Source organism: Paenibacillus sp. RC67 (assembly GCF_030020805.1).
Lineage (GTDB): Bacteria > Bacillota > Bacilli > Paenibacillales > NBRC-103111 > Paenibacillus_S.
In genome coordinates this window covers 6,830,283-6,846,554 of record NZ_CP125098.1, presented here as the reverse complement: position 1 = coordinate 6,846,554, position 16,272 = coordinate 6,830,283, and the positions used below count along the sequence as shown (strand labels likewise).

Annotated in this window: 13 protein-coding genes; 12 read left to right on the top strand and 1 reads right to left on the bottom strand. The window is 47.8% G+C overall.

What is annotated here, in order from left to right; genetic code table 11:
- Positions 1-49: 49 nt before the first annotated feature.
- The 6 genes from QMA13_RS31010 to QMA13_RS30985 all read left to right on the top strand — a co-directional run bounded on the left by QMA13_RS31010 (position 50) and on the right by QMA13_RS30985 (position 7,119).
- Entirely contained in the window at positions 50-1,684 is a 1,635-nt protein-coding gene (locus QMA13_RS31010; RefSeq protein WP_282937492.1) for a peptide ABC transporter substrate-binding protein, read from the top strand.
- Between the two features lie 302 nt (positions 1,685-1,986).
- Positions 1,987-2,916, top strand: coding sequence for a S66 peptidase family protein (locus QMA13_RS31005; RefSeq protein ID WP_282937491.1), 930 nt, complete (start codon positions 1,987-1,989; stop codon positions 2,914-2,916).
- 13 nt (positions 2,917-2,929) lie between these two features.
- Positions 2,930-4,033, top strand: a complete 1,104-nt coding sequence (locus QMA13_RS31000) for a dipeptide epimerase (protein ID WP_282937490.1) — start codon at positions 2,930-2,932, stop codon at positions 4,031-4,033.
- A complete protein-coding gene (locus QMA13_RS30995) occupies positions 4,030-4,956 on the top strand; it encodes a C40 family peptidase (protein ID WP_349254185.1) in 927 nt (308 codons plus the stop codon). The genes QMA13_RS31000 and QMA13_RS30995 overlap by 4 nt, the downstream gene beginning before the upstream one ends.
- A 310-nt stretch (positions 4,957-5,266) precedes the next feature.
- A complete protein-coding gene (locus tag QMA13_RS30990) occupies positions 5,267-6,703 on the top strand; it encodes a stalk domain-containing protein (RefSeq protein ID WP_282937489.1) in 1,437 nt (478 codons plus the stop codon).
- 122 nt (positions 6,704-6,825) lie between these two features.
- A complete protein-coding gene (locus tag QMA13_RS30985; protein ID WP_282937488.1) occupies positions 6,826-7,119 on the top strand; it encodes a hypothetical protein in 294 nt (97 codons plus the stop codon).
- A 99-nt stretch (positions 7,120-7,218) separates the two neighbouring features.
- On the opposite strand, the gene QMA13_RS30980 is transcribed toward QMA13_RS30985, so the two are convergent.
- A complete protein-coding gene (locus tag QMA13_RS30980) occupies positions 7,219-8,979 on the bottom strand; it encodes a sigma-54-dependent Fis family transcriptional regulator (protein ID WP_349254184.1) in 1,761 nt (586 codons plus the stop codon).
- Positions 8,980-9,208: 229 nt separating this feature from the next.
- Between QMA13_RS30980 and adh the strand changes: the two genes are divergently transcribed.
- From adh to QMA13_RS30950, 6 genes are all read left to right on the top strand, one after another.
- Positions 9,209-10,729, top strand: coding sequence for an aldehyde dehydrogenase (gene adh, locus QMA13_RS30975; protein ID WP_282937487.1), 1,521 nt, complete (start codon positions 9,209-9,211; stop codon positions 10,727-10,729).
- A 12-nt stretch (positions 10,730-10,741) separates the two neighbouring features.
- A complete protein-coding gene (locus QMA13_RS30970) occupies positions 10,742-11,110 on the top strand; it encodes a DUF779 domain-containing protein (RefSeq protein WP_282937486.1) in 369 nt (122 codons plus the stop codon).
- Positions 11,111-11,319: 209 nt separating this feature from the next.
- Positions 11,320-12,276 (top strand): 3'-5' exoribonuclease YhaM family protein, encoded by a 957-nt coding sequence (locus tag QMA13_RS30965; protein ID WP_282937485.1) that lies wholly within the window; start codon positions 11,320-11,322, stop codon positions 12,274-12,276.
- Between the two features lie 491 nt (positions 12,277-12,767).
- Positions 12,768-13,739 carry an ABC transporter permease gene (locus QMA13_RS30960; protein WP_282937484.1) on the top strand — a complete coding sequence of 324 codons (972 nt, stop codon included), beginning with the start codon at positions 12,768-12,770 and terminating at the stop codon, positions 13,737-13,739.
- Positions 13,740-13,745: 6 nt separating this feature from the next.
- On the top strand, positions 13,746-14,624 hold the full coding sequence (locus tag QMA13_RS30955) for a carbohydrate ABC transporter permease (RefSeq protein WP_282937483.1): 879 nt from the start codon (positions 13,746-13,748) through the stop codon (positions 14,622-14,624).
- Positions 14,625-14,651: 27 nt separating this feature from the next.
- Positions 14,652-16,193 (top strand): extracellular solute-binding protein, encoded by a 1,542-nt coding sequence (locus QMA13_RS30950; protein ID WP_282937482.1) that lies wholly within the window; start codon positions 14,652-14,654, stop codon positions 16,191-16,193.
- The last annotated feature ends 79 nt before the right edge of the window (positions 16,194-16,272 follow it).

Sequence of the window (16,272 nt, the reverse complement as noted above, 5' to 3'; positions counted from 1 at the left end):
CCGGCTTTTAGAATAAATAATCAAATGAAATAGAAGAGGAGAAGTGCTTATGAAAAAAGTATCCGCATTGCTGGTCAGCTGCGCCCTATTATTCGGCACGGCCCTCGCCGGCTGCACCAAAGACGAAGGTTCCGGGGTCAAAACGGAAAGCGGGAAAGAAACAAAGGCCAAAATTCTTACTTACAACAACCTGAAGGAGCCGACTTCCCTTGATCCGCCGATTGGCTTCGACCAAGCGTCCTACGACATCGTCAACAACGCATTCGAAGGATTGACGCGCCTCGGCAAAAACCAATCGCCGGAGCCTGCTATGGCGAAGGAATGGAAGGTTAGTCCAGATGGCAAGAAGTATACGTTCATCCTTAGAGACGGCATCAAATGGACCAACGGAGAGCCGGTCAAAGCAGCGGATTTTGAATACGCTTGGAAGCGTCTGCTCGATCCGAAGACCGCCTCCGATGCTGCTTTCCTCGCCTATCCTATAGAGGGGGCAGAAGCTTTTAACTCCGGCAAAGGAACAGTAGACGGCGTTAAGATTAAAGCCACAGACGATAAAACGCTTGAGGTCAATCTTGCCCAGCCTGCTTCATGGCTTTTGGGAATGGTAGCAAGTCCTGCGTTTTTCCCTGTCAACAAGGGCGCCGTGGATAAAAGCGCCAAATGGGCGGGAGAAGCGACGACCCTTGTAAGCAATGGACCGTTTAAGGTTGCCGAATGGAAGCATGACAGCGAGCTGAAGCTGGTGAAAAATGATCAATATTGGGACGCAGCCAACGTCAAGCTGGACGGCGTCACCTACAAAATGATTAACGATTCCAACACGGCTTATCAGCTCTTCACAACAGGTGAGATTCTTGTCTCCAACACGACGGGAGCAATTCCAGCGGATCTAAGCGATAAATTGTTCTCCGAGAATAAGGTTAAGGTTGAGGACGGAGCAGGGCAGGCATTTTACCGCTTCAATACGAAAATGGCGCCGTTTAACAACGTGAACATTCGTAAAGCGTTCGTTGCGGCGGTAGACAGACAGAAGCTGGTTGATCTTGTCTTGAAGCAAAAACAGAAGCCAGCAGACGCCTATGTTTCTCCAGGTCTTAAGGACCCTGCCGGCGGAGATTTCCGCAAAGTCGGCGGCAGCCTGATCAAGTTCGATGCTGCAGAAGCGAAGAAGCTGCTGGAAAAAGGAATGCAGGAAGCAGGATTAAAGACGCTGCCAGAAGTAACGCTTACTTATAACACCAACGACATTAGCCAAAGAATCGCTCAAGCGCTGCAAGCGATGTTCAAAGACAATCTGGGCGTTGACATCAAGCTGGCCAACAAAGAAGGCAAAGTACTAACGGATGAGCAGAAGAAGCTTCAGCTTCAATTCTCCCGTTCCTCGTTCCTTCCGGATTTTGCAGACCCGATCAACTTCCTAGACGGTTTCCAATCGACCAATGCATTCAGCCGGACCGGCTGGGTTAACGCTTCTTATGATAAATTGATCAAGGACGCATATAATGAACCGGATGAAGCAAAACGTTTCAAAATGATGCATGACGCGGAGAAAATTCTGATGGATGAAGCTCCTATTTTGCCGCTTTATTTCTATAACAACGCCTACTTGCAGAGCGACAAGGTGGATGGAGTCGTAAGGCACGCCTTCGGATTTATCGACTTTAAATGGGCGGATTTGAAATAGTCGCCTAATTCATGAGGAGTAAGCGCCTATCTTAGGCGCTTGGGTATGTCGAGACACCCGTTCGAGAAATTTGCTATATCGGTAGGTGGGGTATGTCTCGGAGGAGCTTTAGCGTCCGCCTTTGTTATCAGGAAATACCCGCTGTAAAGCTATTAATTTGAAATTTCCTGATAACAACAGCGGCCGGAGGGGCATACCCCACCAGAGTATACTAGCAATATTTCAAGTTTTCTGGGTTTCATGACAACCTGTACCGCCTATCGAAGGCGCTCCTCCCTATGTTCAAGCAGGAGGGCAGCACAATGAATGAGCTTATAAAACCACGCCGTTTAAATCCCGGCGATACGGTAGGCATTACGGCACCGGCAAGCTGGGTCGACAGGGAGCAGATTAAAGCGGCATCCACCTGCCTGGAGCAGCTCGGGCTTCGAGTTAGACTTGGAGACACGCTGTCAGGGCAGCATGGCTACCTTGCGGGAACGGATGAAGAGAGGGCCCGGGAATTAAACGGAATGTTCGCCGATCCGGAGATCAAGGCCATCATTTGTGCTCGAGGAGGATACGGCACAGGTAGAATAGCTGATCAACTCGACTATGATCTCATTCGGGCGAATCCGAAAATATTTTGGGGCTACAGCGACATTACTTTTTTACATGCGGCGATCCTCAAGAAGGCGGGACTGGTTACGTTTCATGGTCCCATGATGATTGATTTGGAAAAAGACGAAGACCCGCTTACCGTACAAAATTATGAGACGCTGCTCCATCCTTCCACACTTCGCTATACGGAGGAAATATCTCCGTTGCAGGTGTTAGTAGATGGAGACGCCCAAGGACAGCTGGTTGGAGGGAACCTGACCCTTTTGACAAGTACGCTCGGTACGCCTTATGAGCTGGATACGAAGGGACGGCTTCTGTTTATTGAGGATATTGATGAAGAGCCGTACCGATTAGACCGGATGCTAAACCAACTAAGGCTTGCTGGCAAATTCGCCGATGCAGCCGGCATCTTGATCTGTGATTTTAATAACTGTGTTCCGAACAAGCGCAAGCAGTCCCTTACGTTGGAGCAGGTTATCGAGGATCATATTGTATCTTCAGGCAAGCCTACGCTGGCGGGATTTAAGATCGGTCATTGTTCCCCGAATATTGCTGTTCCCTATGGCATAGAAGCTAGAATGAGCACACAGGATAAGGTGCTTGAATGTATGGAACCCGGTGTAGAGACATAAGGAGGCAGTTAGTATGAACATAAAAAATATTGAAGTGATGCGGCAGTCGACACCACTAAAAAAACCGTTTAAGACCGCCTTGCGCACCGTATATAATGCAGAATCGATTCTTGTGCGGATTCAAACCGATGACGGTAGAACCGGATGGGGCGAGGCACCAGCGACTATTGTGATTACGGGAGACAGCTTGGACAGTATTCATTCTGCTATCGCTCATACGTTCACCCCGCTCTTGGTTGGGCGCAATCTGCTGGCGTATGAGCAAATTCTTCAAACCATTCATCATTCGATGGTTGGCAGCAGCAGCGCCAAGGCTGCAATTGATATGGCGGTGTACGATTTAGTCTCGCAATACTGCGGTCTTCCTCTGTATCAGTTTCTCGGAGGTTATAAAGATCAGCTGGAGACGGATTTCACGGTTAGCGTCAATTCGCCCAAAGAAATGGGAGAGGATGCCGTCAGCTACGTGAAGGAAGGCTTCAATGTGCTGAAGATTAAAGTAGGCAAGGATGATATCCAGCAGGATATCGAGCGTATCAAGGAAATTCGCAGCTGCGTCGGCAGCGAGATCCGCATTCGTATTGACGCGAATCAGGGCTGGCAGGTGAAGGATGCCGTCCGTTCGATTCGCCGTATGGAAGATATGGGGCTGGATATTGAATTGGTGGAGCAGCCTGTCAAAGCACATGATATTGATGGACTCAAAGCCGTTACGGATGCGGTGGAAACACCGATTATGGCGGACGAGAGCGTATTTTCTCCTGCACAGGCTTTCGAGGTGTTGAAGCGCCGTGCTGCTGATATGATCAATATTAAGCTGATGAAATCCGGTGGAATATACAAAGCCCAGCTTATTAACCAAATTGCCGAGGAATTCGGGGTCGAGTGTATGGTCGGCAGTATGATTGAATCACGTGTGGCGGTGACAGCGGCGGCCCATTTGGCGGCAAGCAAGAAAAATATTACCCGATTCGATTTTGACTCTCCACTGATGATGTTGAATGACATTGTGGACGGAGGCGTCCAGTATGACGGCAGAAGGATGACGTTTCCTAAAGAATCGGGTCTTGGCATCCGTGATGTAGCCTATACGCAAAGCGTTGGGGTGGGATCATGAGCATGAAGCGAATGGTTGTCGCGGTGTCCGTCGCTACGGTATGGACAAATCCGCAATCTCCCCGGCCCATGGATGCGCCTGCTTTGCAGCAACCGTCAGCAATAAGATCATGGCTAGAAACCATGACGTTAGACGATCGTTTGGATTTATACAGAGGAAACCGAGTTCAGACGCAGGCTGTATACGGTACTCCCGTTCTTGTTGTGGAAGAGCAGGAGGATTGGGTTAAAGTACTGATCCCACAGCAGGGAACCCGAAGGGACGCTGGTGGATATCCGGGATGGATTCCACGTTGTCAGCTGGTTTCCGAAACGCCTGAACTAGCGAGTCAAAGAAGAGCCGAAGTCATTATGAGTACGACTTGGTTATACCTGACTCCATCCGAGCCGCTCATTGAATTAAGCTTCTTGTCCTCACTTCCTGTAATAGAAGTCGCCGATTCGTGGGTAATGGTGCACATACCGGGAGCGGATGGGATTGGTTATTTGAAGGCGGAAGATGTGCGTTTGATCAACGGCTCCATGGCTCCTTTGCCAACAGAAGGTCACATTGGGCAAATGATTTTGGATAGGGCCATGCAGTTTGTAGATTTGCCTTATTTATGGGGCGGCGTTTCGGCTTTTGGTTATGATTGCTCCGGTTTCGCTCATTCGATGCACCGCTATGCTGGTATATCGATTCCACGTGACGCGTCGGATCAAGTCAACTATGGGACTTCGATTGAAAAAGAGGAGCTTGAGCCAGGGGATTTACTCTTCTTTGCTTACGAGGAAGGCAAGGGTGCCGTTCATCATGTCGGGATCTATGCAGGAGACGGACGGATGATCCATTCCCCTGAGACGATCAAGAGTATAGAAGTGGTCGAGCTGAGCAGCTATAAGCTGATCAAGGAACATTGCATGTCTAGGCGTTATTGGGAATAGCAGCACTCCTAACGTATATTTTCAAGTTGATTAAGGAACCTGAAGCGAAGATGCCTCAGGTTCTTTTGCTTGTAAATGTCCCCATACAGATTTTTTACGAGTAGGCCTAGGGGAAACTACAACAAAACGATGCAGGATCGGTTTTTGCAATGGACATCTGAGCAATCCGCGCAATTTTACAAATTTCTACAGGATTTTTATGTTTTATCTCGAATTTAACAAAATGTGGTTTTAATGAAACTAATGCTATACACGAATCGAATTGAACGAGGATTCATAACACTATTAGAGATGCAGCGGAGGTACAGACATGCAAAGAAGTTTAACCCGAATAACGCTATGCTTAACGCTTTTATTCACCTGCGGCGTAGGAATAGCCCAAGCGGAGACACAAGGGATTGTTCATGAGCAGCGTAAAGTCAATTATAATGGAAGCAATTATACACTGGATCTAGTTCGGGTAGATCTGAAAGATCCCACCATTCAAGTCAAGGCGGCTGCTGCCAACCATGAGGTGGGGAAGGTACAGGATTTTACCGATATCATGTCGGATAATGATGCGGTGGTCGGAATTAATGGCACCTTTTTCGATGCATTTACAGAGGATATTGAGTACAGAACACCATACGGTATTGTGATGAACAACAATGATCTTTTTTACGGCGGGGATAAAGAAACCTCGATTACTGTTTCAACAGATAAAGAAGCCTCGGTGCAGAGATTGGCCATTGGCAGCAGTGTACAGGCAGGGAGATTCGGGGCGCATCTTAATGGTGTCGATGTCTATTATGGAGATCAAGCTCACAGCGCTTGGGTATTTACCAAAGATTATGGAGATGTGGCGGATGAGCCGGGAATAAAGATTGTCGTAGGACAGGATCAGAAGGTAATATCCGTTTCGGAAGAGGCTGTGTTGATCCCAGCGGGTGGCAAAGTGCTTCTGCTTTCTACTGATTATAGCTTGGAACAAGTGACCAAGCAGGTCAAAGCGGGAGAAAAATTCAGCATGAGCCAGACAGTGACGAATCTTGATACAAAGCAGACCTCGCCTTTGGAGTATTATCAGATGGCCATAGGTGCTGGGCCAAAGCTGCTTACGGGCGGGAATGTGGATATCGATTTTGAACGGGACCGTTTTAATGATCCGTTGGTGACTTCCCAGGCGAATGTTCGAAGTTTTGCAGGCGTCGATGAGGATGGCAAATTGGTCTTAGGGACGATCTCGTACAGCACTATTGAGCAGATGGCTAATGTCCTGGTCCAAGTGGGAATGACCGATGCTATTAATCTGGACGGCGGAGCGAGCTCGGCGCTTTATTATAAGGGCAAGGTGCTGCGTAAGCCGGGACGTTTGCTCAGCAATGTGCTGATTGTGCAGCAAGCGGATAAATCGCTCGTACAGCTTAGTGTGAACGGTCATTTGGCCGAAAATAAAACCGGTTATATCCAAGATGGGATTACGATGGTGCCATTTCGTGTGCTGCTGAATCGGATGAACGCGGAATATACTTGGAACTCCGATGATTCCAGTCTGCAAATCACTCGCGGGACTCTGAAGGTGAATTTGAAGTTAGGCAATGATTGGGCTGAAGTGAACGGAAAAGCTGTGACCATGGATACGGTGCCGCAAATTGTGAATGGCCGGATGTATGTGCCACTTCGTTTTGTAGCGGAAGCTTTGGGTGCACAGGTGAAATGGGATGACTCACTTTATAGAGCTAGTGTGACGTTGGTTGAGGGGAAATAGACAATTTGCCCTACATCAAAAACTAATTGAAACATTTTAAATAGCTGCAGCGTCTATGAACTATATTACATAATAACCAATATAAGGTTATATATGGAATGTAGATTGGACGGTCGAGAAGGATGATCCCTTTAAAAGAAAGTAAAAAAATAAATGAAGTAAAACATTTACATTCGGAATTGTGGGACAAGCTCCAGGAGATGGATGAGGGTTGTGCCGAGGAATTTCTTAAAGAATGTATAGAAGATTTGGATTACAATCGAAATAATCGAAATAAGAGACCAGAGAAGAAGCTTACTGCGAGAATAGTAGATTTATTGAAAGAACGTGGATTTTGGATTGCAATAGGTATAGGCATCCTATGCCCTGTGGTCGTTACTTTTCTTATACTGTGGGCCGCTTTAATAGTTGAATGAGTATTGGTCCGCCAGCACACGGTTGTTTTCCATATATGTGACAAAAAAGCCTGAAGATAGCTTCTTGCGAAGCTGATTCTAAAGGCTTTTTGGTTTTTATTAAAATGGAGTAATACCATATTCTTCTATTTTTCTATACAAGGTCGTCCGTCCAATTTGCAGCAAAGTGGCAGCCTTGCTTAAATTTCCTCCTGTTTGCCGCAGCGCTTTTTTGATGGCCTGGATCTCGGCTTCTTTCAGTGATAGAACTGCTTCCGGTTGTGAGGGCTCATCCAATGCAGGTGCATCCTCCCCGAGCTGTAGGTGACAACCATCGATAGGGCCTCCTTCTGCGAGGAAGCTAGCCTGCAGCAGAGCGCTGTTCAGCTCACGAACATTGCCAGGCCAACCATAGCGCTGAAGCTTCATCTGTGCTTGCTCGGTCAGAAAGGAAGCGGGATAGCCGTTACTGTGGAGCAAATGGTTGGCCAAGTGAACGAGATCGCTTCGTTGTCTCAAGGAAGGCAAGGTAATTTCAATCCCTTTGAGGCGGTAGTATAAGTCTGCTCGAAAACGGCCCGCTCGCACTTCTTCGGGCAAGTTGCGGTGGGTGGCAGCGATGATCCGAATGTCGATCCGCTTGCTCTTCGTGCTGCCGACGGGCGTGATGGTACTCTCTTGGAGCACCCTGAGCAGCGCGGATTGCGCCCGAAGCGACATATCTCCGATTTCATCTAAAAAAATCGTACCTTTATGCGCAGCTTCGAACTTGCCGATGCTGCCTTCTTTGTTAGCTCCAGTAAAAGCTCCGCGTTCGTAGCCGAACAGTTCGCTTTCGACAAGACTATCCGGAATGGCACTGCAGTTGACAGCAATAAACGGATGGGTACTGCGAAAGCTAGCCGTATGAATGGATTGGGCGAACAGTTCTTTGCCAGTACCGCTTTCTCCCAGCAGCACGATAGAATAATCGGTCAGAGCCGCCTTCTTGGCAATATCTTTGGTATGAAGAAGCTTCGCGCATGTTCCTATAATATCCTCGAACTCATATAAGCGAGGCTCGCCTTGCGGCTTCCTCTGAATGGCGACGGATCGCCAGACCTTGTGCCGGTCATCGCGAATTGTTTCCATAGCGAAGCCTTTGGCCCCGCTGAATTCCTTGCCTAAGGCATCGCGGCCGACAATGCGCAGTGCGGCTTGATTGGCACGGACAATCCGATTGTCGCGGTCCAGAGAGAGAAGCGGCAACGGAACATTTTGTGCCGTGTAGTCGAGCTCTTTTAACGTAATGAGGTGCTCCTCACGTGTTTCCTCCCAAATCAGCTTATTCTGCAAAGAATCTGCCGCCAAACAAGCGAGGGTTAGTGTATAGTCGTGATAGCTTTCTTTTTTGCCGCTGATGTTAATGACGCCGATTAATTGACCGTCAGGGCTAAAGATAGGGGATGAAGCGCAGGTTAAGAAGCGGTTGGACGCATAATAATGTTCTTCAGCGTGGACTCGTACGGCAGTTTGCTCGGTTAAAGCCATGCCGATGGCGTTCGTTCCTTTGCGCCGTTCCTCCCAATTGGCTCCTATCTGAAGCTGTACCCTTTCGGCACGGTTGGAGAAATCGGGGTCACCGACAGCATGCAGGATAGTCCCCTGCGCATCGATAAGAAGGGCCATTTGTCCTGATTGTTTAATGAGACGATTCATTTTTGTGAAAATATGCTCCGTGTGCGTGATGAGCTGCTCGTGCTGTCGTGTAATTTCCCGTATACGATTTCCGGTTATGATGTCGTCATATACAGGATCAGACGGCTTCAATCCATAATGCTGACAGCGCTTCCAAGAATTCTCCATCATTTGTGACAGGTCGGTTACTTCCAGAGATGACAAAGTGAACACCTCCATCGTTCGTACGGGCTTCTGCTTTCATGATACCATAAAATGCTCGTTAGTTTCTATTTACAAGAAATGTTGTATCAAAATGGAACAGACCAACTGTATCACAAAGGAACAATAGGAATAAAGCGCTTCCATATTATTGTGATTCGACGGGTAAAACAAGGTTGGCACGATTTTTGCTTATATATTAGTGAAACTATATTGGAGGAGGCTGTTCACAATGATTTATGCTCAACCCGGACAACAGGATTCGAAGGTAACGTTTAAGAAGCGCTATGAAAACTTTATTGGAGGCGAGTGGGTTGCACCCGTCCAAGGCCAATATTTTGAGAATGTTTCGCCGGTGAACAACCGCCCTTTCTGCGAGATTCCACGCTCGACATCGGAAGATATTGAACGGGCACTTGATGCGGCTCATGCGGCGAAGGACAGCTGGGGACGTACATCGGTAGCGGAACGTGCACTCATTCTTAATAAAATTGCTGATCGTATAGAAGCTAATTTGGAAATGCTGGCAGTGGCCGAAACTTGGGATAATGGTAAACCGGTTCGTGAGACGTTGGCTGCCGACCTGCCGCTTGCGGTGGATCACTTCCGTTACTTTGCAGGCTGCATACGTGCCCAAGAAGGAGCCTTGAGCCAGATAGACAATGACACAGTAGCTTATCATTTCCATGAACCGCTTGGTGTCGTTGGGCAAATCATTCCATGGAACTTCCCGCTGCTGATGGCGACCTGGAAGCTAGCCCCGGCATTGGCTACAGGAAACTGCGTCGTGCTGAAACCAGCAGAACAGACGCCCGCTTCGATTCTGGTGCTGGCCGAGCTGATTCAAGATTTGCTGCCCCCGGGGGTGCTGAATATTGTCAACGGCTTCGGTCTTGAAGCAGGTAAGCCGCTTGCTTCCAGCAGCCGTATTGCTAAGATTGCTTTCACAGGAGAGACGACAACCGGACGCTTAATTATGCAGTATGCTTCCCAAAATATCATTCCAGTTACGTTAGAGCTCGGAGGTAAATCGCCCAACCTGTTCTTCGAGGACATTATGGCCAAGGACGATGCATTCTTTAACAAAGCAATAGAAGGCTTCGTATTATTTGCCTTAAATCAAGGGGAAGTGTGTACGTGCCCGTCCCGTGCCATTATTCAAGAATCGATCTATGATGCTTTTATGGAAAGAGCGTTGAAACGTGTTGCGGCTATTAAGCAGGGCAATCCTTTGGATACGGAAACAATGATTGGAGCTCAAGCTTCGACGGAGCAGGTTGAGAAAATTATGAGCTATATCAACATTGGGCAGCAGGAAGGGGCAGAATGCCTGATCGGCGGGGGCAGAGCCACATTGGAGGGCGACCTCTCGGACGGGTATTATATTCAGCCTACGGTACTCAAAGGCAATAATAAAATGAGAATTTTCCAAGAGGAAATCTTCGGTCCGGTCGTATCCGTTACTACCTTTAAAGATCAGGAGGATGCGCTGGCCATTGCTAATGATACGCTGTACGGCTTGGGTGCGGGGCTGTGGACACGCGACATTAACGTTGCCTACCGGATGGGGCGGCAGATCGAGGCTGGACGCGTATGGACGAATTGCTACCATGCCTATCCTGCTCATGCGGCCTTCGGCGGCTACAAGACATCAGGCATTGGCCGTGAAAATCATAAAATGATGCTCTCGCATTATCAACAAACGAAAAACCTCTTGGTCAGCTACAGCCAAGATGCGTTGGGCTTTTTCTAAGAGGCACCGGAGATGGCGGAGGATGTCCGGAAGGTTCTAGCTACCGATGCTGCGTTGGAGTTAATTGAATTGCTGAAAACCAAGCACGGACCTGTCATGTTTCACCAGTCGGGAGGGTGCTGCGACGGCAGCTCGCCTATGTGCTATCCTCTGGGTGATTTTATTATCGGGGAAAATGATGTACTGCTGGGAGAGATCGGTGGAGCTCCTTTCTATATGAGCAAAGCTCAGTATGAATACTGGAGATACACGCAGCTTATCATTGATGTCGTTCCCGGCAGGGGAGGCATGTTCTCATTGGAAAATCCAGAGGGAAGGCGTTTTTTGACCCGATCACGCGTATTTACTGATGAGGAACGCCGCAGTTTGAATCTTTTATAAATGCAATGAAACCCTTTTTCCGGCCTCTGTGCCGTCGAAGAAGGGTTTTTTTATGCAATGTGGACCAATATTGTCGCTTATACGTAGGGAATTGTCTTTGGGTGTCGAAATAGTAATGCATGCCGTTGCAACGGTTATATCGAGTTCATCGATCTCAGTTGTCAACTATGGAAGAAAACCGAGTATGGATTATTGTTGGAGGAACGGTCATGACGTTAATAAAAACTTTGGTAAGTCAGGATGAATTTGTAGGCTTTTATTTGCTCAAGGAGCTGGAAGTAAAACAGACAAATGGAACACCTGCTAAAGACTATTTTGATATTGTTTTAAGTGATACCAGCGGCCAGCTACCAGCTAAATTCTGGGATGTGACACCAACGGATAAAGAAACGTTTTTCCCAATGGGGCTTGTGAAGGTGCATGGTGTTGTACAGACGTACCGTGAGAAGCTGCAGGCCAAAATTGTTCGCATCCGAAAAGCAACCGAGAGCGACGGTATTTCGCTAACTGATTTTATTCGATCAGCACCGATTCGTCCTATTGATCTCGTCTATACGGTTAAACAGGTTCTAGGCACAATCGAGGATGAAGAGATCCGGACGATTGCCGCATTTTGCGTTGCCAAGGTAGAAGAGAAATTAATGCATTATCCGGCTGCCAAATCTCACCATCATGCTTATTGTGCCGGGTTAGCTTATCATATGGTACGAATGCTTGAAATCGGCGATTTCTTGTGCAAGCAGAGACCATTCTTGAATTCCGACCTCATTAAGGCGGGCATCATTCTGCACGATATTGCCAAGCCGGAGGAGATGATCGCCCAACTGGGCATTGTGTCCGATTACAGTGTCCAAGGCAAGCTGCTAGGCCATATCTCCATGGCTTCGAACTGGATTACGGAAGCGGCGATCTTAAGCGGTATTGACTTGCAGTCCGACCGAGTGCTCGCTTTACAGCATTTGGTTCTGTCTCATCATAACCTTGGTGAGTGGGGCAGCCCGGTTCAGCCTCAGATGGCGGAAGCAGTGGCTCTGCACCATATTGATGCGCTTGATGCCAAGCTTCAGATGGTGGAGGATGCGCTGGATACGACTCCGGAAACCGAGAACTGGACTCCTCTGATCCGCGGCTTGGAGAATAAGCCGATCTACCGAACGAAGTTTTGAAAAGATGTTGTTGCAGCTAACCCTTGTTTAAGGGTTGGCTTTTTTTGTTGTACAACTGGATAGCTAAGTCATTGATTTTGGGTTAGGGAATGGTTGTACAAAAGGTAGCAGGTAATCAAAAAGTAGCACCGAGAGGGAAGGGGTGTGGGGTGGAGGAGCGACAGCGTTCGCCTTTGAAGCTCGTGTTCCAACCTCTTTTGAAAATTCAAGGAACACGACTTCAACAGCGACCGGATCCCCACACCCCTTCCCTCCCACGCAGACGAGGGGGTTTTGTTATAAGTTTTTACACTATCATCCCTCTGAACAGCCCGCTGCAAAAAAAGACAATGGCAGGAAATTCCGCATAAACTCTATGTTTTTCCGAAGTACAACCTGCTACAAAAATGAGTGATTGCCGGAAACGAGCGGGCGTTGTAGATTGAAATCAGCGTAATCAAAACCACAGCATGACCACCAAATGTTTGCATACTCGAACGGAGGAAGGATGTATGGCTTCAACATTGGAACCGATTACAAAAGCAACGTCTCAAAGCAAAGGAGTATGGAGCACTCGTCTAAAGCAGATAGGTTCCGGAATCATCCGGGATAAATTCCTTTATTTATTGGCGCTTCCGGGGCTGCTGTACTTTCTTATTTTTCGATACGTGCCGATGTGGGGCATTATCATCTCGTTTCAGAATTATTCTCCTTATCAAGGTGTGATGGGAAGCGCGTGGGTTGGCTTGGAGCACTTTCAACGATTTTTTTCCAATCCCGATTTTTTCGTTCTGTTCCGCAATACCCTGGCGATTAACGCGCTCTCGCTTATTTTCTTCTTCCCGCTGCCCATTCTGTTATCCTTGATGCTTAATGAAGTGAGACAGCAGGCTTACAAGAAGATCGTTCAATCTATCGTCTATTTGCCGCATTTTTTATCCTGGGTCATCATTGTCGGGATTACCTTCATTTTGTTTTCGACTGGCGATGGGGCGATCAATCAAATTCTGGTTAAATTAGGCTTTGCCAAAATCGATTTCTTAACGAATAAAAACTATTTCTGGGGGATGCTCACAGCGCAGTCAATCTGGAAAGATGCAGGATGGGGAACAATCATCTTCCTTGCTTCCATGGCAAGTATCGATCCGCAGCTGTATGAGGCGGCCAAAATGGATGGTGCCGGGAGGTTCCGCCAAATGTGGCATGTCACGCTGCCAGGTATCCGTTCGGTTGTTATCATTTTGTTGATCCTGCGCATCGGTCATATTATGGACGTCGGCTTCGAGCAGGTGTTCTTGATGATGAACGGCGCCGTCTCGGAAGTAGCGGATGTATTCGATACGTATGTATACCGTCTGGGCGTGAAGCAAGGGCAGTTCAGCTACAGTACAGCGGTTGGTGTGTTTAAATCCGTTGTCGGTCTGCTGCTCGTCATCGGTGCTAACAAGCTGGCCAAGAAGTTCGGCGAGGAAGGGGTGTACTAAACGTAGATGAACCATCACAGACGCGATCGCACGTTTCAAACCGTAAATGCAATTCTTCTCGGAATCATTGGAATCATCACATTTTTCCCTTTGTACTATGTGTTTATCGTCTCGTTTACGGAGCCTTCCGAGTATTTGTCCAATGAAATTCAGTTGTTTCCTAAACACTGGAGTCTGGATTCTTATAAATATTTAATGTCCACCAACGCTTTTTTAAACGCGATATGGAACAGTGTGTTCCTAGCGGTTGTCGGCACTGCGTTAAGCCTGCTGGTGACGTCCTGCTTGTCCTATGCGATTTCGCGCAGAAGGCTGCAGGGTCGCAGAACCATCATGCTGCTTATATTGCTCACTACTTTATTCAATCCCGGCATCATTCCGCCGTATCTGCTGGTGCGGGATCTTCATCTGATCAACAGTACCTGGTCACTTATTCTGCCAGTGTTGACCAGCGGCTGGTATGTACTGTTGATGAAGGGCTTCTTCGATAGCATACCGGCCAGTCTGGAGGAGGCGGCGAGAATTGACGGCTGCAACGATGTTAGCGTATGGTATCGCGTCATTTTGCCTTTATCGCTGCCATCACTTGCCGCATTTGGGTTGTTTTACGCCGTAGCTTACTGGAATACGTTTTTTACGGCGCTATTATATATCAATGATTTTACAAAGCATCCGCTACAGGTTTTGCTCCAAAATATGCTGATTGACGCATCGACGGCTGCTGGCGGTTCTGCTGCGGCCGAAATGATGTCAGAGCAGCGGATTCCGCCGGAAACGCTGAAGATGGCGGCGGTTGTTATCGCTACCGTTCCGATCCTCTTGGTCTATCCTTTTTTGCAAAAGCATTTCGCCAAGGGAGCTATGGTTGGTTCGGTCAAAGAATAAATATTATTTATGGGAGGTCAAAGCATTATGAACAAAAAAGCTTCAGTGGTTGTTGCTTCCACCCTATTAGTATCTTCTCTGCTCTCCGCCTGTTCGGGCGGTGATAAGCCGGCTCCTGCCGCTACAGGAGGCTCTGGGTCAGGAGCGACACCAGCCCCAAGCAAACCGTTGGACATCAGCATTATGACGATGTATTACACACCAGAGCCTCCAGGTCCTGACAACGTTATCGTTAAGGAAGTTGAGAAACGGACCAATACGAAGCTGAAGATCACTTGGGTTTCTCCGAATAACTATGCGGACAAGATCAATGTTACTTTGGCCTCAGGAGATATTCCGGATTTGATTTTGCTAGATGATCCGTTCAGTGCACAGGTTCGCGGCATGGTGGCTCAAGGGGCCTTCTGGGATATGACACCGCTTCTCAAAGATTATCCAAATTTGATGCAGTATCCAAAAGAATCGTGGGAAAATACGAAGCAGGCAGACGGTAAAAATTACGGTATACCTCGTCCGCGTCCAACGGATGGCGGAGGCTTCCCTTATTTGCGCAAGGATTGGTTAGATACGTTGAAGTTGGACGTTCCGAAGACGACCGATGAGCTGTACAATGTGCTCAAAGCGTTTGTTGAGAAAGACCCTGACGGCAATGGGAAAAACGACACGATTGGTTATATTGGCTTCGTCGATCAGAACGGAATGGCTTATTTTAACCAATTGCAAAACACGTTTACCAAAGTGAATGGAGATTGGAAGCTGGTGGACGGCAAGCTGGTTAACGTCAACGTGCTGCCTGAAGTAAAAGACAGCTTGGTATGGCTGAACCGGGCCTATAAAGAAAAGCTGATTCCAGAGGATGTTGCCGTGTTGAAAAATACGCAGGCCAAGGATTTGCTGAAAGCGAACCGTGGCGGCGGGTTCCAGGATACGGTAGAGGCAGCATGGGAGCCTACAGAGGAGCTTCGTAAGACCATTCCGAAAGCAGACTTCCTGCCATTGGTGTCGCTAAACGGTTATTCGAACAAAGATAGTGGATTCTTCGGAATGTATGCGATACCGAAATCGGTTCCTGAAGCCAAGATGAAGCAGCTGATGAAGTTCATGGATTACGGTGCGAGCCAAGAAGGTAGCGATTTGGCCAGCTACGGCTTGAAGGATGTGCACTACACCGAGAAGGACGGAATCAAGACAGCAACGCCACAGGCCCAAAAAGATATCGTGGCTCAACAAGCATTTGGGCAAATCTTCCTGAAATATGATCCTTACCTTCGTGCTTACAGAACCGGCATGCCGGCAGATGTGTTGGAGCGTAACAAAAAAATTATCGATGAAAAAACCAAGATCAGCATCGGGGACCCATCGATAGGGTTGAACTCGGATACGAACACCAAGGTCGGAACCGAGCTTCGCAAAAAAATTCAAGATATGAAAACCAAGGTCATCATGGGTAAAGAACCAATCAGCGCTTGGGATGATTATGTGACGAAGCTGAAGGCTGATCCAGACTTGGTCAAAATTACAGCGGAGATGAATGACGCATACCAGAAAAAAGCGAGCGCAAAAAAATAACATAGCCTACCCCCGATTGCAAAAAAAATATTGCAGTCGGGGGATTTTTCCCGTTTCAATATACAATTGTCGGGTCATT